General features: G+C 23.9%; 24 protein-coding genes and 2 pseudogenes. 13 read left to right on the top strand and 13 right to left on the bottom strand.

The window, feature by feature from the left end; translation table 4 throughout:
- Window positions 1-35: 35 nt before the first annotated feature.
- The 4 genes from AAHM96_RS02185 to AAHM96_RS02170 all read left to right on the top strand — a co-directional run bounded on the left by AAHM96_RS02185 (window position 36) and on the right by AAHM96_RS02170 (window position 2,601).
- Window positions 36-500, top strand: a complete 465-nt coding sequence (locus AAHM96_RS02185) for a hypothetical protein (RefSeq protein WP_342273446.1) — start codon at window positions 36-38, stop codon at window positions 498-500.
- Window positions 478-633, top strand: coding sequence for a hypothetical protein (locus tag AAHM96_RS02180; RefSeq protein WP_342273445.1), 156 nt, complete (start codon window positions 478-480; stop codon window positions 631-633). Before AAHM96_RS02185 ends, AAHM96_RS02180 begins: the two co-directional genes overlap by 23 nt.
- 37 nt (window positions 634-670) lie before the next feature.
- Window positions 671-1,460, top strand: a protein-coding gene (locus AAHM96_RS02175) for an IS5 family transposase (RefSeq protein WP_342272742.1) whose coding sequence is annotated in 2 segments (ribosomal slippage) — window positions 671-931 and window positions 933-1,460 — 789 coding nt in all. Because the reading frame shifts where the segments join, the coding sequence is not laid out codon by codon here.
- A 163-nt stretch (window positions 1,461-1,623) separates the two neighbouring features.
- The gene (locus AAHM96_RS02170) at window positions 1,624-2,601 is read left to right on the top strand and encodes an IS3 family transposase (RefSeq protein WP_342272824.1); all 978 of its coding nucleotides are present in this window, start codon (window positions 1,624-1,626) and stop codon (window positions 2,599-2,601) included.
- 44 nt (window positions 2,602-2,645) lie between these two features.
- Here the strand turns inward: AAHM96_RS02170 and AAHM96_RS02165 are convergent, their stop codons facing one another.
- The 5 genes from AAHM96_RS02165 to AAHM96_RS02145 form a co-directional block, all read right to left on the bottom strand.
- Window positions 2,646-2,867 carry a ParA family protein gene (locus AAHM96_RS02165; protein WP_342273451.1) on the bottom strand — a complete coding sequence of 74 codons (222 nt, stop codon included), beginning with the start codon at window positions 2,865-2,867 and terminating at the stop codon, window positions 2,646-2,648.
- On the bottom strand, window positions 2,854-3,093 hold the full coding sequence (locus AAHM96_RS02160; RefSeq protein ID WP_342273450.1) for a hypothetical protein: 240 nt from the start codon (window positions 3,091-3,093) through the stop codon (window positions 2,854-2,856). The genes AAHM96_RS02165 and AAHM96_RS02160 overlap by 14 nt, the downstream gene beginning before the upstream one ends.
- 168 nt (window positions 3,094-3,261) lie before the next feature.
- Complete coding sequence (locus AAHM96_RS02155) at window positions 3,262-3,594, bottom strand: IS3 family transposase (RefSeq protein WP_342273449.1); 333 nt, start codon at window positions 3,592-3,594, stop codon at window positions 3,262-3,264.
- A gap of 14 nt (window positions 3,595-3,608) precedes the next feature.
- Complete coding sequence (locus tag AAHM96_RS02150; protein WP_342273448.1) at window positions 3,609-4,046, bottom strand: IS3 family transposase; 438 nt, start codon at window positions 4,044-4,046, stop codon at window positions 3,609-3,611.
- 239 nt (window positions 4,047-4,285) lie between these two features.
- Window positions 4,286-4,708: a transposase family protein gene (locus AAHM96_RS02145; protein WP_342273691.1), complete on the bottom strand. Its 423-nt coding sequence runs from the start codon at window positions 4,706-4,708 to the stop codon at window positions 4,286-4,288.
- A gap of 219 nt (window positions 4,709-4,927) precedes the next feature.
- Here AAHM96_RS02145 and AAHM96_RS02140 point away from each other — a divergent pair.
- Both AAHM96_RS02140 and AAHM96_RS02135 read left to right on the top strand, forming a co-directional pair.
- A protein-coding gene (locus tag AAHM96_RS02140) for an IS5 family transposase (RefSeq protein ID WP_342273050.1) occupies window positions 4,928-5,717 on the top strand; the annotation gives its coding sequence in 2 pieces (ribosomal slippage) (window positions 4,928-5,188 and window positions 5,190-5,717; 789 coding nt in all).
- A 449-nt stretch (window positions 5,718-6,166) separates the two neighbouring features.
- A complete protein-coding gene (locus AAHM96_RS02135) occupies window positions 6,167-6,406 on the top strand; it encodes a transposase (RefSeq protein ID WP_342273447.1) in 240 nt (79 codons plus the stop codon).
- A gap of 300 nt (window positions 6,407-6,706) precedes the next feature.
- On the opposite strand, the gene AAHM96_RS02130 is transcribed toward AAHM96_RS02135, so the two are convergent.
- On the bottom strand, window positions 6,707-7,684 hold the full coding sequence (locus AAHM96_RS02130) for an IS3 family transposase (protein ID WP_342272797.1): 978 nt from the start codon (window positions 7,682-7,684) through the stop codon (window positions 6,707-6,709).
- Between the two features lie 111 nt (window positions 7,685-7,795).
- Here AAHM96_RS02130 and AAHM96_RS02125 point away from each other — a divergent pair, with 111 nt between their 5' ends.
- The 4 genes from AAHM96_RS02125 (at window position 7,796) to AAHM96_RS02110 (ending at window position 10,087) form a co-directional block, all read left to right on the top strand.
- The gene (locus AAHM96_RS02125; protein ID WP_342273446.1) at window positions 7,796-8,260 is read left to right on the top strand and encodes a hypothetical protein; all 465 of its coding nucleotides are present in this window, start codon (window positions 7,796-7,798) and stop codon (window positions 8,258-8,260) included.
- Window positions 8,238-8,393 carry a hypothetical protein gene (locus AAHM96_RS02120; RefSeq protein ID WP_342273445.1) on the top strand — a complete coding sequence of 52 codons (156 nt, stop codon included), beginning with the start codon at window positions 8,238-8,240 and terminating at the stop codon, window positions 8,391-8,393. Before AAHM96_RS02125 ends, AAHM96_RS02120 begins: the two co-directional genes overlap by 23 nt.
- Window positions 8,394-8,430: 37 nt before the next feature.
- A protein-coding gene (locus tag AAHM96_RS02115) for an IS5 family transposase (protein ID WP_342272742.1) occupies window positions 8,431-9,220 on the top strand; the annotation gives its coding sequence in 2 pieces (ribosomal slippage) (window positions 8,431-8,691 and window positions 8,693-9,220; 789 coding nt in all).
- A gap of 77 nt (window positions 9,221-9,297) precedes the next feature.
- A protein-coding gene (locus AAHM96_RS02110; RefSeq protein ID WP_342273444.1) for an IS5 family transposase occupies window positions 9,298-10,087 on the top strand; the annotation gives its coding sequence in 2 pieces (ribosomal slippage) (window positions 9,298-9,558 and window positions 9,560-10,087; 789 coding nt in all).
- Here the strand turns inward: AAHM96_RS02110 and AAHM96_RS02105 are convergent.
- The 3 genes from AAHM96_RS02105 to AAHM96_RS02095 form a co-directional block, all read right to left on the bottom strand.
- Window positions 10,059-10,340 (bottom strand): transposase family protein, encoded by a 282-nt coding sequence (locus tag AAHM96_RS02105; RefSeq protein ID WP_342273443.1) that lies wholly within the window; start codon window positions 10,338-10,340, stop codon window positions 10,059-10,061. The two genes, AAHM96_RS02110 and AAHM96_RS02105, sit on opposite strands and share 29 nt — an antisense overlap.
- A gap of 33 nt (window positions 10,341-10,373) precedes the next feature.
- A complete protein-coding gene (locus AAHM96_RS02100; protein ID WP_342273442.1) occupies window positions 10,374-10,508 on the bottom strand; it encodes a transposase in 135 nt (44 codons plus the stop codon).
- 240 nt (window positions 10,509-10,748) lie between these two features.
- Window positions 10,749-11,987: an IS256 family transposase gene (locus AAHM96_RS02095; protein ID WP_342273690.1), complete on the bottom strand. Its 1,239-nt coding sequence runs from the start codon at window positions 11,985-11,987 to the stop codon at window positions 10,749-10,751.
- 58 nt (window positions 11,988-12,045) lie between these two features.
- Between AAHM96_RS02095 and AAHM96_RS02090 the strand changes: the two are divergent.
- The 3 genes and pseudogenes from AAHM96_RS02090 to AAHM96_RS02080 form a co-directional block, all read left to right on the top strand.
- Window positions 12,046-12,726, top strand: a pseudogene (locus tag AAHM96_RS02090) (oleate hydratase); the annotation flags it as partial.
- 322 nt (window positions 12,727-13,048) lie between these two features.
- Complete coding sequence (locus AAHM96_RS02085; protein WP_342273441.1) at window positions 13,049-13,426, top strand: S1 RNA-binding domain-containing protein; 378 nt, start codon at window positions 13,049-13,051, stop codon at window positions 13,424-13,426.
- A gap of 170 nt (window positions 13,427-13,596) precedes the next feature.
- Window positions 13,597-14,907 carry a glucose-6-phosphate isomerase gene (locus AAHM96_RS02080; protein WP_338975999.1) on the top strand — a complete coding sequence of 437 codons (1,311 nt, stop codon included), beginning with the start codon at window positions 13,597-13,599 and terminating at the stop codon, window positions 14,905-14,907.
- Window positions 14,908-15,288: 381 nt separating this feature from the next.
- Here the strand turns inward: AAHM96_RS02080 and AAHM96_RS02075 are convergent.
- From AAHM96_RS02075 to AAHM96_RS02060, 4 genes and pseudogenes are all read right to left on the bottom strand, one after another.
- Window positions 15,289-16,107, bottom strand: a pseudogene (locus tag AAHM96_RS02075) (IS5 family transposase).
- A 67-nt stretch (window positions 16,108-16,174) separates the two neighbouring features.
- Window positions 16,175-16,408: a hypothetical protein gene (locus AAHM96_RS02070; RefSeq protein ID WP_342273440.1), complete on the bottom strand. Its 234-nt coding sequence runs from the start codon at window positions 16,406-16,408 to the stop codon at window positions 16,175-16,177.
- A gap of 201 nt (window positions 16,409-16,609) precedes the next feature.
- Window positions 16,610-17,236, bottom strand: a complete 627-nt coding sequence (locus tag AAHM96_RS02065) for an isochorismatase family cysteine hydrolase (protein ID WP_338962067.1) — start codon at window positions 17,234-17,236, stop codon at window positions 16,610-16,612.
- A 151-nt stretch (window positions 17,237-17,387) separates the two neighbouring features.
- Window positions 17,388-17,627, bottom strand: a complete 240-nt coding sequence (locus tag AAHM96_RS02060) for a hypothetical protein (RefSeq protein WP_342273439.1) — start codon at window positions 17,625-17,627, stop codon at window positions 17,388-17,390.
- Window positions 17,628-17,631: the final 4 nt, after the last annotated feature.

Genomic DNA, 17,631 nt, shown 5'->3' with positions numbered 1-17,631 from the left:
AAATTAATGGTCTAGTAAAAAGGGCTAAGTGGCAAGTGGCTACAAAAGAAATGGTTAAACATGTTAAATATCATGATTTTGATGATTGAGCAACAATTCCATGAAATTCTGCTTATTTTGATGTTGACCAACCAGACTTAAAATTAGTTAGTGGTGAATTTATAGGTAATAATGAAGGTTTATATACGTGTTATTATTATAGTGATACAGTTGGTGTTCCGTCACAAATGATAGATATGGGAACTGGTGTTTATACTTTTAATAGAAAACAATTAGATGAATTTTCACGTATTATGTTTAATCATAATTATGTTGCAAAGAATAATACTAATAATTTAAATTTTGTTAATACTGGTAAAAGTATTATAAATTTTCAAACACAGTTAAATTTTGAAATTGATAAACCTTTAAGTTTTTATATTCAAGGTTTTATGTTTTATTTTGAATATGAATATTTTAAAACTTTTACTGCTAATTTTGTTTTTAGTTTTTTTAGATAATGTTGGTGATACAAAATATGTTTTTAAAGGTAAGGTTGATAATGATATTTACCAGCAAGATTTATATAATTTTGTTACTATGCCTATTCGTGTTCCAAATTTAAGAACCTGTTTAAAATCTTTTAGAGAATAGGATAAAATGATTATATATTTTAAAATAAGAGGTATATATGTGTAAAAATTATCCTAGTAATGTTAGCAAAGAGCAATTTGAAAATATAAAATCAATTTTAGAAAATACTAAAAAGAGAACTAAACCAAGAAGTTTAGATTTATATGAAGTATTTTGTGCAGTTTTATATGTATTAAAAAGTGGTTGCCAGTGAAGAATGTTACCAAAAAATTTTCCAAAATGACAAATTGTATATTATTATTTTCAAGCTTGAAGTAAAAATAATGATAAAGAACCTAGTGTATTACAATTAGTTTTAAAAAAAATTAGTCAAGGCATTTCGTATCAATAATGGTAGAAAAGAACAAACTAGTTTTTGTATAATTGATTCACAAAGTGTTAAAAATACAGATACTACTAAAAATAAAGGTTATGATGCTGGTAAAAAGATTTCAGGAATAAAGCGTCATATTGCTGTTGATTCTCAAGGTTTACCACATGCAATTTACATAACCACAGCAGAAAAAACAGATCGTAATAGTGCTATAATAATGATTGAAAATGAAAAAGAGAATCTTTCTGCAGTTCAAAAAATACTAGTAGATGCTGGTTATACTGGTGAAAAATTTGCTTCTAAAATTAAAACAATTATAAATGCAAATGTTGAAGTTATAAAACGTAATGAATTACATTCTTTTGTAGTATTACCAAAAAGATGAGTTGTAGAACGAAGTTTTGCATGATTAGAAAAATGCAGAAGATTATGAAAAAATTGTGAAAAAAAATTAAATACTAGCTTACAAATGGTTGTTCTTGCCTTTATTTCAATTTTATTGAAAAGATTTTAAACAGGTTCTAAGACATTTAACAGTATTTTTTGATGTTCATGCCACTTGCCACTTGCCACTTAGCCCTTTTTACTAGACCATTAATTTAAAAAACCTGAATGTATTCTAAAAACAATTGTGTTATATAATTAACACTAATTTTAACCTGAAAGGATTTTTATTAATGGATAAAATTAAACAAATAGCATTAGTAATTAACAAATTAAATATCAAAGAAAAAATTAAAATTATTGATGATTGTAAAAATCAATATTCAATTAGAAACCTATGTCAATATCTTCAATTAAACAGATCAACATATTACTTTTTAAAAAATAAACAAAAACCTATTAAAAAAGAAGAAAATCATATTATTAAATGCAATCATAAATATCAAAAAATATGCCAACTTTTAATCGAATTTCATTCTACAAGAAAAGGCAGAATTTATGGATATTTAAGAATTTTTTCAGCTTTTAAAGAGTGATTAAAACAAGAAAAAAATATCATTTTAAATATAGAATTATCAATAAAACAAATGCGAAAAATTATGAAAGAACACAATATTCAAGGATTAAAACAAACTAAAAATAACTATCCTAAAAACAAAAAAAATCCAAATAAGTGAATACCTACAATGGATAAAGTAAACAAAGATTATAAAAGTACAACCTCTTCAAATCAAATTTGATCAATGGACACTAAACAAATAAATACTAAAGAAGGATGATTATATCTTTTTGTAATTATTGATTTTTATTCAAATAATGTTGTTAGTTATAATATTGCTCCTAATAAATCATATCAGGATTTAATTCTTCCTGCTCTTGAAAAAATCAACAAACAATTTTCTTGAAATCAAGTAAAAAATGTTATTTTACATTCAGATAACGCCAACGAATTTTATTGTCACGATATCACAAAATGAGCAGAGGATAAACAAATAATTTTAAGCAAAAAACAACCTTATGATATTGGTGGTAATGTATTATCTGAAAACTGATTTTCTCATTTATCTCAAGAATGACTACCTAAAGGATCAAATCAATATTTATCCATCAATGAAGCTATAAATGATGTAAATCAATATGTTATGTTTTATAATTATGAAAGAATACATTCTAAATTTCTAAAACCACCAATTTTACAAATTAAAATTTAGAATTTTATATCAAAAATGGTCCAGTAATTAAGGGCCAACCACCATTAAGGGCCAACCACCATTTCACAATCACTAGCAATTACTTTATGTAGTGATTTTGACATATCTATATTTTCATTTTGCATAAGAAATGATATTGTTGCCTGCGTGTCTAAATCAATAATTAAAACTTTTTTATTATCTAAAGCAAGTTTATAAGGAATATTTTTACAAATAGTAGTTTTTCCAACTCCACCTTTTTTATTACAAAAACTAATCATTTTCATTATTATTCTCCAATCTATTAAAATAATCTTTTAAAATTTCATTCATTAGCATTGTTTTACTTCATTTTCTTTTTTTTGCTAATTCACTAAATTTTGAAATTAAAATAATATCACAAGTCATAGAATTCAATTTAATTTGTTTTTTTTTATATAACTCTTTATTAAGAGAAACAGTATTTTTTGTTTTATCTAAAATATTAATATTTTTTTTAGGTATAATTGGCATTTTCCTTTGCTCCTTTCTTTTAATTTTATATTATCATATTTATGCTATAAATATGATAATATAAAAAAAATAATATTTTAAAGTTTTTTAAAAAAACTAATATAAATATGATAAATATTATTTAATATGATTACAACAAATTTTGTGGAATGGCAACCCTTTTTAGGACTATTTTTTGGTAGACATTTGTTCTTGATAACTAACTGGAGTTAGGTAGTTTAGAGTACTGTGAATTCTTATGTTGTTATATCAATTGATGTAATCAAATAATTCTAATTTTAATTGGATTAATGATGTAAAATTTTTATCATTAATAAATTCAATTTTGAAAGTTTTAAAAGTTGCTTCAGCAACAGCATTGTCATAAGGACATCCTTTTTTGCTTAAAGATCGAGTTATGTTGAAAGCTAATAAAAGTTTATCAATAGTTTTATTATTGAATTCATTACCGCGATCAGTATGAAATATTTCAATATCTTTTAAACAGTGATTTGATTGCATAAATGCTTGATATACTAATGATGCATAACACTATGTCCAATAATTTCCCGGTTAAATATGTCGATTAATACGCAAATATAGTTTCATTTACCATTAACTTGAACATAAGTTAAATCACTAACAATAACTTTATTTTTAATTCTATTATTAAAGTTTCTATTAACAAGATTGGTTATTTGACTATCATTGACTTTATTATGATAATTTTTGAATGATAATTTAGTGTATTTTGATATTAAATTATGCTTATTTATAATTTCTTTAATTTTTCTGCGTGATAAATAAATTTCTTGGTTTGCTAGTATGACTTTTAATCTTCTAGTACCATAAACTTCTTTATTTTCTTTAAAAGCACTAATAACAGCTTGTTCATAAATATTATTTTGAATTTTATTTTTTTTCTTTAAATTAAAATAATATGTTGATTTAGAGAGTTTTAAAAAATGACACATTGTGCGAATTTTATATTTAGATTTATTATTTGCAATAATCTCTACTTTCTGCCTATTATTGGTGCTGCTTGCTTTAAAATATCAATTTCCATTCGTAACTGTTTTAATTCTTTATTTGCTTGAATTAATTGTTTTTCTAAATCTGAAAGATTATTTTTAGTTTTAAAACTATCTGAATTAGTAAATTGCTTAATTCAATTGTAAGTAGCTGCTCTTGTAACATTAGACTTGGTGCAAAACTAAGGTAATTCAAAATTATATATTTCTGCTATTAAATTAAATCTTAATGCAAATCTTCGTATTTTATTGCGATATTTTAAAGTTAAAATTTTAAAACGTTTTAGTTTAGCAAATACGTGTTCAATTTTAATTCTAATTTTGCTTAAAGTTTTATTGTATTCTTTTTGAATTGGTATTAATTTATTGTATTTACTTTTTTTAAATGGCAAAAATGTATTTTTATGAATATTTTGTATTCCTTGATAACCTGAATCAACAAAAACTTGTTTTTCTGGATGAATAAAAGTTTTAGATTTTAAAAGTAATTTAAAATCATGAATGCTTCCAAAACAAAAAGCGGTTGAAATAATTTTTTTATTTAAAATATCAATAATTATTTGCGATTTAATAGTATGATGTTTGTTTTTACCCGAAAAAAGTAATTTTAGTTTTTTTTAATTCTTTCAATTGGAGTTTCAGTAGCATCAATAGCTAGTAAAGTATTATTGATTCCTTTATTTTTGATTAAATCTTTTTTGCCAGATAAATTAAAAATTCCACTTTTTATTAAAGTATTTTCAATTCAAAAAATATTAGAACCTGTTTAAAATCTTTTAGAGAATAGGATAAAATGATTATATATTTTAAAATAAGAGGTATATATGTGTAAAAATTATCCTAGTAATGTTAGCAAAGAGCAATTTGAAAATATAAAATCAATTTTAGAAAATACTAAAAAGAGAACTAAACCAAGAAGTTTAGATTTATATGAAGTATTTTGTGCAGTTTTATATGTATTAAAAAGTGGTTGCCAGTGAAGAATGTTACCAAAAAATTTTCCAAAATGACAAATTGTATATTATTATTTTCAAGCTTGAAGTAAAAATAATAATAAAGAACCTAGTGTATTACAATTAGTTTTAAAAAAAATTAGTCAAGGCATTTCGTATCAATAATGGTAGAAAAGAACAAACTAGTTTTTGTATAATTGATTCACAAAGTGTTAAAAATACAGATACTACTAAAAATAAAGGTTATGATGCTGGTAAAAAGATTTCAGGAATAAAGCGTCATATTGCTGTTGATTCTCAAGGTTTACCACATGCAATTTACATAACCACAGCAGAAAAAACAGATCGTAATAGTGCTATAATAATGATTGAAAATGAAAAAGAGAATCTTTCTGCAGTTCAAAAAATACTAGTAGATGCTGGTTATACTGGTGAAAAATTTGCTTCTAAAATTAAAACAATTATAAATGCAAATGTTGAAGTTATAAAACGTAATGAATTACATTCTTTTGTAGTATTACCAAAAAGATGAGTTGTAGAACGAAGTTTTGCATGATTAGAAAAATGCAGAAGATTATGAAAAAATTGTGAAAAAAAATTAAATACTAGCTTACAAATGGTTGTTCTTGCCTTTATTTCAATTTTATTAAAAAGATTTTAAACAGGTTCTTACATTTAATAAAACATCATGCAGTTAAAAATTGATTAGAAAAAAGAAAACAAAAATAAAATTGAAAGATTATTATTACTTTTGTGTATAATTTGACTAGAATTCTGATTTCACTCTATAAAAAGTATGCCTTACTTCCGTAAGGAATTAAAAAAGGTTTTAAAACCTTTTTTAATTTTTTATTGATTAATAATTCAATTAGTTTTCTTTCAATTAAAATGAAAAAAATTTTAAAAGTTGATCATAAATTAAAAATTTTAATAAATTTTAATTGAATAATAAGGACTAATTATATCTTTTTTTACTAAAATTAGTAGTAAAAGGTATTTTTGCATTATAAATATTTCATTTTATTATTTTTATATTGGATGGGGCCACTTTATTGGACACTAATTACATAGACAAGTGAACAAATTAGTTAAAAGAAAGGAATTATAATTATGGTCACTATTAACTCATATTCAGATGAATTTAAAAAACAAATAGTAGCTTTATATCAAAGTGGCAAATCGGTATCTTGCCTTGCTAAAGAATACAATGTTACAAGAGCAGCTACTTACAATTGAATTAAGCAATTTACTAAGGCTTTTCTCCCTTTATGTACTATTTTAATTTTATCACATAAATGCTGAGAAGAGCCTATCTACGGACTTCTCCCCACATTTTTAAATCAAACATAGCATTACAGTTTCAAAACTAGGTATCTTGTTGAATTTATATGCAGCTTCTTTACCATATAAATGAACATGATGTTTTGCAACTTTGATATGTGTTTTAAATGTTCTTCTTATATGTTTTCAAACTGATTCAATTTGGTTGCTATTTAGGTGGTTGGCCCTTAATTACTGGACCATTTTTGATATAAAATTCTAAATTTTAATTTGTAAAATTGGTGGTTTTAGAAATTTAGAATGTATTCTTTCATAATTATAAAACAGGTGGTTGGCCCTTAATTACTGGACCATTTTTGATATAAAATTCTAAATTTTAATTTGTAAAATTGGTGGTTTTAGAAATTTAGAATGTATTCTTTCATAATTATAAAACATAACATATTGATTTACATCATTTATAGCTTCATTGATGGATAAATATTGATTTGATCCTTTAGGTAGTCATTCTTGAGATAAATGAGAAAATCAGTTTTCAGATAATACATTACCACCAATATCATAAGGTTGTTTTTTGCTTAAAATTATTTGTTTATCCTCTGCTCATTTTGTGATATCTTGACAATAAAATTCGTTGGCGTTATCTGAATGTAAAATAACATTTTTTATTTGATTTCAAGAAAATTGTTTGTTGATTTTTTCAAGAGCAGGAAGAATTAAATCCTGATATGATTTATTAGGAGCAATATTATAACTAACAACATTATTTGAATAAAAATCAATAATTACAAAAAGATATAATCATCCTTCTTTAGTATTTATTTGTTTAGTGTCCATTGATCAAATTTGATTTGAAGAGGTTGTACTTTTATAATCTTTGTTTACTTTATCCATTGTAGGTATTCACTTATTTGGATTTTTTTTGTTTTTAGGATAGTTATTTTTAGTTTGTTTTAATCCTTGAATATTGTGTTCTTTCATAATTTTTCGCATTTGTTTTATTGATAATTCTATATTTAAAATGATATTTTTTTCTTGTTTTAATCACTCTTTAAAAGCTGAAAAAATTCTTAAATATCCATAAATTCTGCCTTTTCTTGTAGAATGAAATTCGATTAAAAGTTGGCATATTTTTTGATATTTATGATTGCATTTAATAATATGATTTTCTTCTTTTTTAATAGGTTTTTGTTTATTTTTTAAAAAGTAATATGTTGATCTGTTTAATTGAAGATATTGACATAGGTTTCTAATTGAATATTGATTTTTACAATCATCAATAATTTTAATTTTTTCTTTGATATTTAATTTGTTAATTACTAATGCTATTTGTTTAATTTTATCCATTAATAAAAATCCTTTCAGGTTAAAATTAGTGTTAATTATATAACACAATTGTTTTTAGAATACATTCAGGTTTTTTAAATTAATGGTCTAGTAAAAAGGGCTAAGTGGCAAGTGGCTACAAAAGAAATGGTTAAACATGTTAAATATCATGATTTTGATGATTGAGCAACAATTCCATGAAATTCTGCTTATTTTGATGTTGACCAACCAGACTTAAAATTAGTTAGTGGTGAATTTATAGGTAATAATGAAGGTTTATATACGTGTTATTATTATAGTGATACAGTTGGTGTTCCGTCACAAATGATAGATATGGGAACTGGTGTTTATACTTTTAATAGAAAACAATTAGATGAATTTTCACGTATTATGTTTAATCATAATTATGTTGCAAAGAATAATACTAATAATTTAAATTTTGTTAATACTGGTAAAAGTATTATAAATTTTCAAACACAGTTAAATTTTGAAATTGATAAACCTTTAAGTTTTTATATTCAAGGTTTTATGTTTTATTTTGAATATGAATATTTTAAAACTTTTACTGCTAATTTTGTTTTTAGTTTTTTTAGATAATGTTGGTGATACAAAATATGTTTTTAAAGGTAAGGTTGATAATGATATTTACCAGCAAGATTTATATAATTTTGTTACTATGCCTATTCGTGTTCCAAATTTAAGAACCTGTTTAAAATCTTTTAGAGAATAGGATAAAATGATTATATATTTTAAAATAAGAGGTATATATGTGTAAAAATTATCCTAGTAATGTTAGCAAAGAGCAATTTGAAAATATAAAATCAATTTTAGAAAATACTAAAAAGAGAACTAAACCAAGAAGTTTAGATTTATATGAAGTATTTTGTGCAGTTTTATATGTATTAAAAAGTGGTTGCCAGTGAAGAATGTTACCAAAAAATTTTCCAAAATGACAAATTGTATATTATTATTTTCAAGCTTGAAGTAAAAATAATGATAAAGAACCTAGTGTATTACAATTAGTTTTAAAAAAAATTAGTCAAGGCATTTCGTATCAATAATGGTAGAAAAGAACAAACTAGTTTTTGTATAATTGATTCACAAAGTGTTAAAAATACAGATACTACTAAAAATAAAGGTTATGATGCTGGTAAAAAGATTTCAGGAATAAAGCGTCATATTGCTGTTGATTCTCAAGGTTTACCACATGCAATTTACATAACCACAGCAGAAAAAACAGATCGTAATAGTGCTATAATAATGATTGAAAATGAAAAAGAGAATCTTTCTGCAGTTCAAAAAATACTAGTAGATGCTGGTTATACTGGTGAAAAATTTGCTTCTAAAATTAAAACAATTATAAATGCAAATGTTGAAGTTATAAAACGTAATGAATTACATTCTTTTGTAGTATTACCAAAAAGATGAGTTGTAGAACGAAGTTTTGCATGATTAGAAAAATGCAGAAGATTATGAAAAAATTGTGAAAAAAAATTAAATACTAGCTTACAAATGGTTGTTCTTGCCTTTATTTCAATTTTATTGAAAAGATTTTAAACAGGTTCTTAGAACCTGTTTAAAATCTTTTAGAGAATAGGATAAAATGATTATATATTTTAAAATAAGAGGTATATATGTGTAAAAATTATCCTAGTAATGTTAGCAAAGAGCAATTTGAAAATATAAAATCAATTTTAGAAAATACTAAAAAGAGAACTAAACCAAGAAGTTTAGATTTATATGAAGTATTTTGTGCAGTTTTATATGTATTAAAAAGTGGTTGCCAGTGAAGAATGTTACCAAAAAATTTTCCAAAATGACAAATTGTATATTATTATTTTCAAGCTTGAAGTAAAAATAATGATAAAGAACCTAGTGTATTACAATTAGTTTTAAAAAAAATTAGTCAAGGCATTTCGTATCAATAATGGTAGAAAAGAACAAACTAGTTTTTGTATAATTGATTCACAAAGTGTTAAAAATACAGATACTACTAAAAATAAAGGTTATGATGCTGGTAAAAAGATTTCAGAAATAAAGCGTCATATTGCTGTTGATTCTCAAGGTTTACCACATGCAATTTACATAACCACAGCAGAAAAAACAGATCGTAATAGTGCTATAATAATGATTGAAAATGAAAAAGAGAATCTTTCTGCAGTTCAAAAAATACTAGTAGATGCTGGTTATACTGGTGAAAAATTTGCTTCTAAAATTAAAACAATTATAAATGCAAATGTTGAAGTTATAAAACGTAATGAATTACATTCTTTTGTAGTATTACCAAAAAGATGAGTTGTAGAACGAAGTTTTGCATGATTAGAAAAATGCAGAAGATTATGAAAAAATTGTGAAAAAAAATTAAATACTAGCTTACAAATGGTTGTTCTTGCCTTTATTTCAATTTTATTGAAAAGATTTTAAACAGGTTCTTACGAATGCAGCTAGTATGACTAATATTATATCTTTTTGCAATAACTCTATAACTACTATACTCTTTTCAGTATTCTAATGTCATTAATAAACGATTTTCTATTGATAATTTATTAGGTTTACCACCAACTGCTTTTTTAATTGCTTCAGCTTTTTTTAAAATTTCAACCATTTTTTGAAATGTTTGTAGTTTTATTCCCACTAAACTATAAAATTCTTGTTCATCTTTGTATTTTTTTAACATAATAATTATCACCTTTGATATTAATAATAACCGTTAAATTATTAAAATTAAAGGTTTTGCACCAAGTATATTGTATTCTTTAGCAAGGCAAGATACCGATTTGCCACTTTGGTATAAAGCTACTATTTGTTTTTTAAATTCATCTGAATATGAGTTAATAGTGACCATAATTATAATTCCTTTCTTTTAACTAATTTGTTCACTTGTCTATGTAATTAGTGTCGAATAAAGTGGCCCCATCCAACTTTTTTCATTTAAAAGCAAGTTAATAACTATTTTACATAATCAAAAAATACTTCATTCAATTATTAAAAGTGTTCTAATTATAATAGAAAAGTGTTATAATTATAATAGATAAGAAATTATTGAGGCTTTTATGTAATCTGTGTATCTTTGTTTTACAAAGTACTAGTTTAGATTAATTCTATCTTCAAATTTTATCATAAAATGAGCAATTGCTGTATTTCAATTTTGAATGGGCATTGTTCATTTTTTTGTTATATTTTCAATTGCTAAGTAAAATATTTTGAAAACTGCCATATCATTTGGAAAAACTTTTTTATTTCTGATGACTTTTCGTAATTGACTATTTACAGATTCAATAGCATTTGTAGTATAAATCACTCTTTTGATTTCTACTGGATAACTAATAAAAACCATTAAATTATCTCAATTTTTATATCAAGATTTAGCAATTTGAGGATATTGTTTATTTCATTTACTTTCAAAGGATTCTAAAGCCTGCATTGCTTGTTCTTCACTACATGCAGTATAAATTGGTTTTAAATCTGCAACTAGAGATTTTCTATGCTTATATGAGACATATTTCAAACTATTTCTAATTTGATGAACTATGCATAATTGATGTTCTGTTTTAAGATAAACTGATTGTATTGCTTCTGACATGCCTGTTAAATTATCACTGCAGGCAATAAGAATATCATTTAAGCCACGATTTTTCATTTCTGTTAAATTTGCTAATCAAAATTTAGCACCTTCATTTTCACTAATTCATAATCCTAAAACATCTTTTTTGCCTTCTAAATCAACTCCTAATGCTATATAAACTGATTTGTTAATAATCCGTTTATCTTGTCGTACTTTCACTACTATGCAATCAAAATAAACAATCGGATAGACACTTTCTAATGGTCGATTTTGCCATGCTTTTACATCATCAATAACATCATCAGTAATTTGGCTAATAACACTTTCACTAATATCAGCACCATGATATAACTCTTGTAATTGCATTCTAATATTTGATAATGTCATTCCTTTTGCATATAAAGAAAGAACTTGTTGATCAAAACCATCAAATCTTCTTTGTCTTTTTGCAACTATTACAGGATTAAAATTACTATTGCGATCTCGTGGTACATCAATCTCAATTTTACCTTGTTGAGTTATTAATTTTTTTGAACTTATACCATTACGAGCATTGTCACTATTACTATGTTGATTCTTATCATATCCTAAATAATTTTGCATCTCAGAATTCAACATTTTTTCTACTAATCTTTTTGTTAATTCTTTATACAATCCTCCCTCTTTAAAAACTGTTGTTAAATCTTCAGTATTTTCTAATAATAAATCTACTGCTTTTGATATTGGATCATTATTATTAATATTTTGCTTTTTAGCCATCTGTAACTCACTCTTTCTAGTCATTTAATTATATTTACTAGAATTAATTAAACATAGTTATTTTTGTAAGTTACACAGATTACTAAACATTACCGGTGGAATTGTTACAGCTATCGATTCCAGTTGAATTTTAAGTTATACCTTAAATCGTCAACCACACTTTAAAAGCCAATCAGATGATCAATTAGTTGTTTGAATGTATGGATTACTTTCAAATAAGGAAGGAGATTATATTAAAAAAAGTATTACTGAATGTTCTGGCATGGAAATAGCTCAAGAGTGATTATATCATATTGGTGTTCCTGAAGAAGAAATCTTTGAACTTGCTAAAAACTCATGTAATGTGGTACCAGTTTATATGCCATTTATTACCTCATATTTTATGCCAAGAGAAATTGGTGATCGTCCTTTAGTAGTTCCAGAAGGTTCAAAAAATTTAGCATTTATTGGTAATTTTAGTGAAACTGAAGATGATACAGTTTTTAAAACCGAATATTCAGTGAGAACTGCTATGGAAGCCGTCTATAAATTATTAAACGTTGATAGAGGAATACCAGAAGTTTTTGCTTCAGCATATGATATTAGAGTACTATTGAATTCAACTCATATTTTATGAGATAAGAAAAAAATTAATGATATACAAGTTCCTCTCATCTTAAAAATTTTCCGTAGAGGTGCATTAAAAAAAATCAAGGGAACTTTTCTAGAAGAATTACTTGAAAAATCTGGATTACTATAATAAATTCCAATATTTTTAATAATATTTTTAAAATAAAAATATTTATTTTAAATTACCGTTTTAAGTATAACATAAAGAAAAATATTAAAAAAAATTAGTGATATTGTTACAAATAACATTCATTTCTTTAAAAACAAACAAGTTGCTAACAAATTTAATATTCTAATAATCTTTAAATTTAAAATCAATTAATAATTTCTCATTCTAATGTTTAGAAATTCATAAAATTAATATTATTAATTTTAACTTCAAGATTAAATATAATGTTATAATATTTTTATGTATTATTAAATTATACAAAAGAAAGAGGAATTAACTTATTATGAGTACAATTATTAAAAATGAAGAAAATGAATCAAATGTTCAACAATTTCAAGTTGGTGACATTATTACCGTAACTCCAACTGGAATAAAGGAATTTGGAGTTTTTTGTAAGTGTCCAAATGGATTTTCTGGTTTAATTCACATTAGTCGTATTACCACTAAATTTGTTAAAAATGTTAGTGATTATTTTACAATTGGTACATCAGTTAAAGCAGAAATAACAGGTATTGATCATACTAAACAACAATTAAGTTTAAGTACAAAAGAACAAGGATTAGTGGCAAACAATAATTCTTCAATTGAAGAAAATGGTAAAGGATTTGCACCAATAAGAGAAACTGTTGATAATTGATTTAAAAAAGAAGAAAATAATTAAAATACTATTTTTCTTCCAAATAATAAAAAATATTGCTATTTAATGGCAATATTTTTTATTTTTTTCTTGCAATCTAAAATTTTTACAACTATATTTTTATTATAAATATTAAATAGTATTATTACGAATTAATATTTTAATTTTAAATACTATAAGGAGGTTATAGAATAGTGATAAAAACTAATTTAAAGTTTACTAATTTAGATATGAAAGAATTATCAACTTTATATCAAGAAAAAGTAACGGCGATTAACGCCGAACTGGAAAGTAATGCTAAAAATGAAGATGGTTGATTAGGATGAATTGATTTTCCATTTGCATACCAAAAAGACATTACTTTTCAAGAGTCTTGAAAGCGAATGAAAACTCTAGCATTGAAACTACAAAAAGAAATACAAGTTTTAGTAGTAATTGGTATTGGTGGATCATATTTAGGTGCTAGAGCAGGAATTGATATGGTGCAAGGTTTATTTAATAATACTGCTCCTGTTAAAGTAATTTATATGGGTAATACTATGAGTTCAACTTATGTTCACCAAGTTTTATCATATTTAAAAGATAAAGAATTTGCCATTAATGTTATTTCTAAATCAGGAACTACTACTGAACCAGCAATTGCCTTTCGTTTGTTAAAAGAACTATTAATTAAACAAAAGAAAAATAAGAATATTGTTAATAACAGAATTATCGCTACTACTGATAAAACAAGAGGAGTACTCCATGATTTGGCAAAAGAAGAAGGATATGAAAGCTTTGTTATCCCCGATAATATCGGTGGTAGATACTCTGTTTTAACTCCTGTTGGTATTTTTCCGATGATGGTAGCAGGAATTAACTGTGAAGAAATTATTGCTAGTGCACAATTAGCAGCAAAAGAATGTAAAAGTGATAAAATTGATGTTAATAATGCTTATTTATATGCAGTTTCTCGCTATCATTTACATAAAACTAATAATAAAGCAGTTGAAATTTTAGTAAGCTATGAATTACAAATGCAAATGTTATGTGAATGATGAAAACAATTATTTGGTGAATCAGAAGGTAAGGATGGCAAAGGATTATTACCAGCTAGTGTTGTTTTTTCAACTGATTTACATTCAATGGGCCAATTTATTCAAGAAGGTTCAAAAATGTTTTTTGAAACAGTAATAAAAATCAAAAAACCTAATGAAGATATCAAAATTCCACTTGATAAAGAAAACAATGATCAATTAAACTATTTAACAAAACATTCTTTACATGAAATTAATAATATTGCCTTACAAGGAACTATTGAAGCTCATAGTGATGAAATAGTAGGAAAAACTCCAAATATTTTATTAGAATGGGATACAATGGATAGCAAAATGTTTGGTTATGCTAGTTATTTCTTTATGAAGGCTTGTGCTGTTAGTGCAAAATTATTAGGTGTTGACCCATTTAACCAACCTGGTGTTGAAGTATACAAAAAGAAAATGTTTACATTATTAGGTAAAAAATAATTTTCTAATAATAAATTTAATAAAACATTAAAATATAGTTATATAAAAACCATTCTGAAAAGAATGGTTTTTATATAATTTACTTAGTTGTTTTTCACTTATTAATTTACAATATTATATTATGACATTTTTTTGCAAATAATAATCTAAATAAATGTAATTATAAGTTAAGTTGTATTTTAAATGATGGTAAATGATATATACCAGTACTAGTTGATGGTGCATTTATAAAATCAAATTGATTTATTTCATTTACCATTTTTTGTTCTTGTTCTTTAATTAAAAAACTTTCTACTATATGCTTAGTTATTTGTTCTTGAATAGAATATTGTGCTTTTTCTTCAGAAAAACCTTGATTAATACATTAGACTTGGTGCAAAACTAAGGTAATTCAAAATTATATATTCCTGCTATTAAATTAAATCTTAATGCAAATCTTCGTATTTTATTGCGATATTTTAAAGTTAAAATTTTAAAACGTTTTAGTTTAGCAAATACGTGTTTAATTTTAATTCTAATTTTGCTTAAAGTTTTATTGTATTCTTTTTGAATTGGTATTAATTTATTGTATTTACTTTTTTTTAAATGGCAAAAATGTATTTTTATGAATATTTTGTATTCCTTGATAACCTGAATCAACAAAAACTTGTTTTTCTGGATGAATAAAAGTTTTAGATTTTAAAAGTAATTTAAAATCATGAATGCTTCCAAAACAAAAAGCGGTTGAAATAATTTTTCCATTTAAAATATCAATAATTATTTGCGATTTAAGAGTATGATGTTTGTTTTTACCCGAAAAAAGTAATTTTAGTTTTTTTTAATTCTTTCAATTGGAGTTTCAGTAGCATCAATAGCTAGTAAATTATTATTGATTCCTTTATTTTTGATTAAATCTTTTTTGCCAGATAAATTAAAAATTCCACTTTTTATTAAAGTATTTTCAATTCAAAAAATATTACGAATGCAGCTAGTATGACTAATATTATATCTTTTTGCAATAACTCTATAACTACTATACTCTTTTCAGTATTCTAATGTCATTAATAAACGATTTTCTATTGATAATTTATTAGGTTTACCACCAACTGCTTTTTTAATTGCTTCAGCTTTTTTTAAAATTTCAACCATTTTTTGAAATGTTTGTAGTTTTATTCCCACTAAACTATAAAATTCTTGTTCATCTTTGTATTTTTTTAACATAATAATTATCACCTTTGATATTAATAATAACCGTTAAATTATTAAAATTAAAGGTTTTGCACCAAGTCTATTCAATAAAAATGAAAGATAATTTTTCATTTATTTCATTATTCTTAATAATCTCTTGATAAACATCATTAAATTCATTATTTAATAATTTTATATTTAATATTAATAAATCTTCATAACTCATATTTATAAAATTTAAATTAAATTCAAATTTTTCAAAAATATTTATTATTAATTGTTGATTTTCAAGTTCTTGATACTCACTTTCTGATTGGATTACTTTACTAGCCATCTTTTAATCTTCCTTTTCTAATATTTTAATTTAATAAAACCTAATATAGATTAATTTCTATATTAGGTATAAAGATTTATAGATTTATTAAATTATTTTATTATTTTATCATAATTTCTATTCTAAATATAAAAATTATTAAATAATATGGATAAAATTTATTATTTATATAAATTTATTTTATTTAAAACTCTACTTTAATTAAATAACATCCTTAACAATAGTAATGCCATTTTTAAGCATTGAATATCATGCATATTGATTTAAAATATGAGCTGGATGCTCTGGTTGATCATAAGTATTTGTCATTGTCATTGGAACAATAACATTTACTTCTTTATTGTGCTGATTAAATCAAGTTTTACAACTAATAGCAAATTGATAAATACAAATATCAGTACAACAACCAACAATAATAATGTTATCCCATTGTAAATTTGGCTTAAAATCAAAAGCAAAAAAACCATTAGTACTATTTTTTTTAATAATCTTAATATTGTCAAATTTTAATTCTTCTACTAACTCTGATTCAATAGTATTTTCCAAACAATGACTAGGAAAAGTATGGAATTCGGGACTATGTTCATTATGAGCATCATTAAAAGCAATAACTTTGGTTTCATTAGTATTTACTTTTGCTAATAAATTTTTAATTGGTTTAATAATTGAATTAATATTAGGTGAAAATAAATTTCCTTTTTTAGCAAAGCCATTAACCATATCAACAATAAATATAATATTATGACCTTTTAAAGTTTTAAAATCTAAATTAACTGTTTTATCCAAAGTTTTATTTATCATTTCAATAAATGAATCATTATTTTTCATTATTCACCTCTATTTTTTAAAAATTAATCGTTTAATAATCAAGTAATAGGGGCTTTGCCCCTCGTTGCTTCGCAACTCACCCCAGCGGGGCTAAACCCCGCGGCCAACCAACCAAGGTTCTGGTTGGCTCCGACCAATAATATAAGTTTATTTAAATTTTAGGTGAATTTTGTTTATTTTCGCTTGTTGAAGGTTCATTTTGTAAATTCATAGAATTAATTTTATTGATATTAACTTTAAATGATTTACCATTAAATAACTGATTTCATTTTAATTGATCATCAACACTTAAATTTTCATTACTGCTAAGCGCTATTTTTTTTCTAACTAATTCTAATCTTTGTTTAAATAATTTATTTTCTTGTTTTAAATATTTATTTTTTGTATCCATAACT

Source organism: Spiroplasma endosymbiont of Acasis viretata (assembly GCF_964031275.1).
Classification (GTDB): Bacteria; Bacillota_I; Bacilli_A; order Mycoplasmatales; family VBWQ01; genus Spiroplasma_E; species Spiroplasma_E ixodetis_A.
The sequence above is the reverse complement of the archived record's forward strand: the minus strand, read 5'-3'. Positions and strand labels throughout refer to the sequence as shown.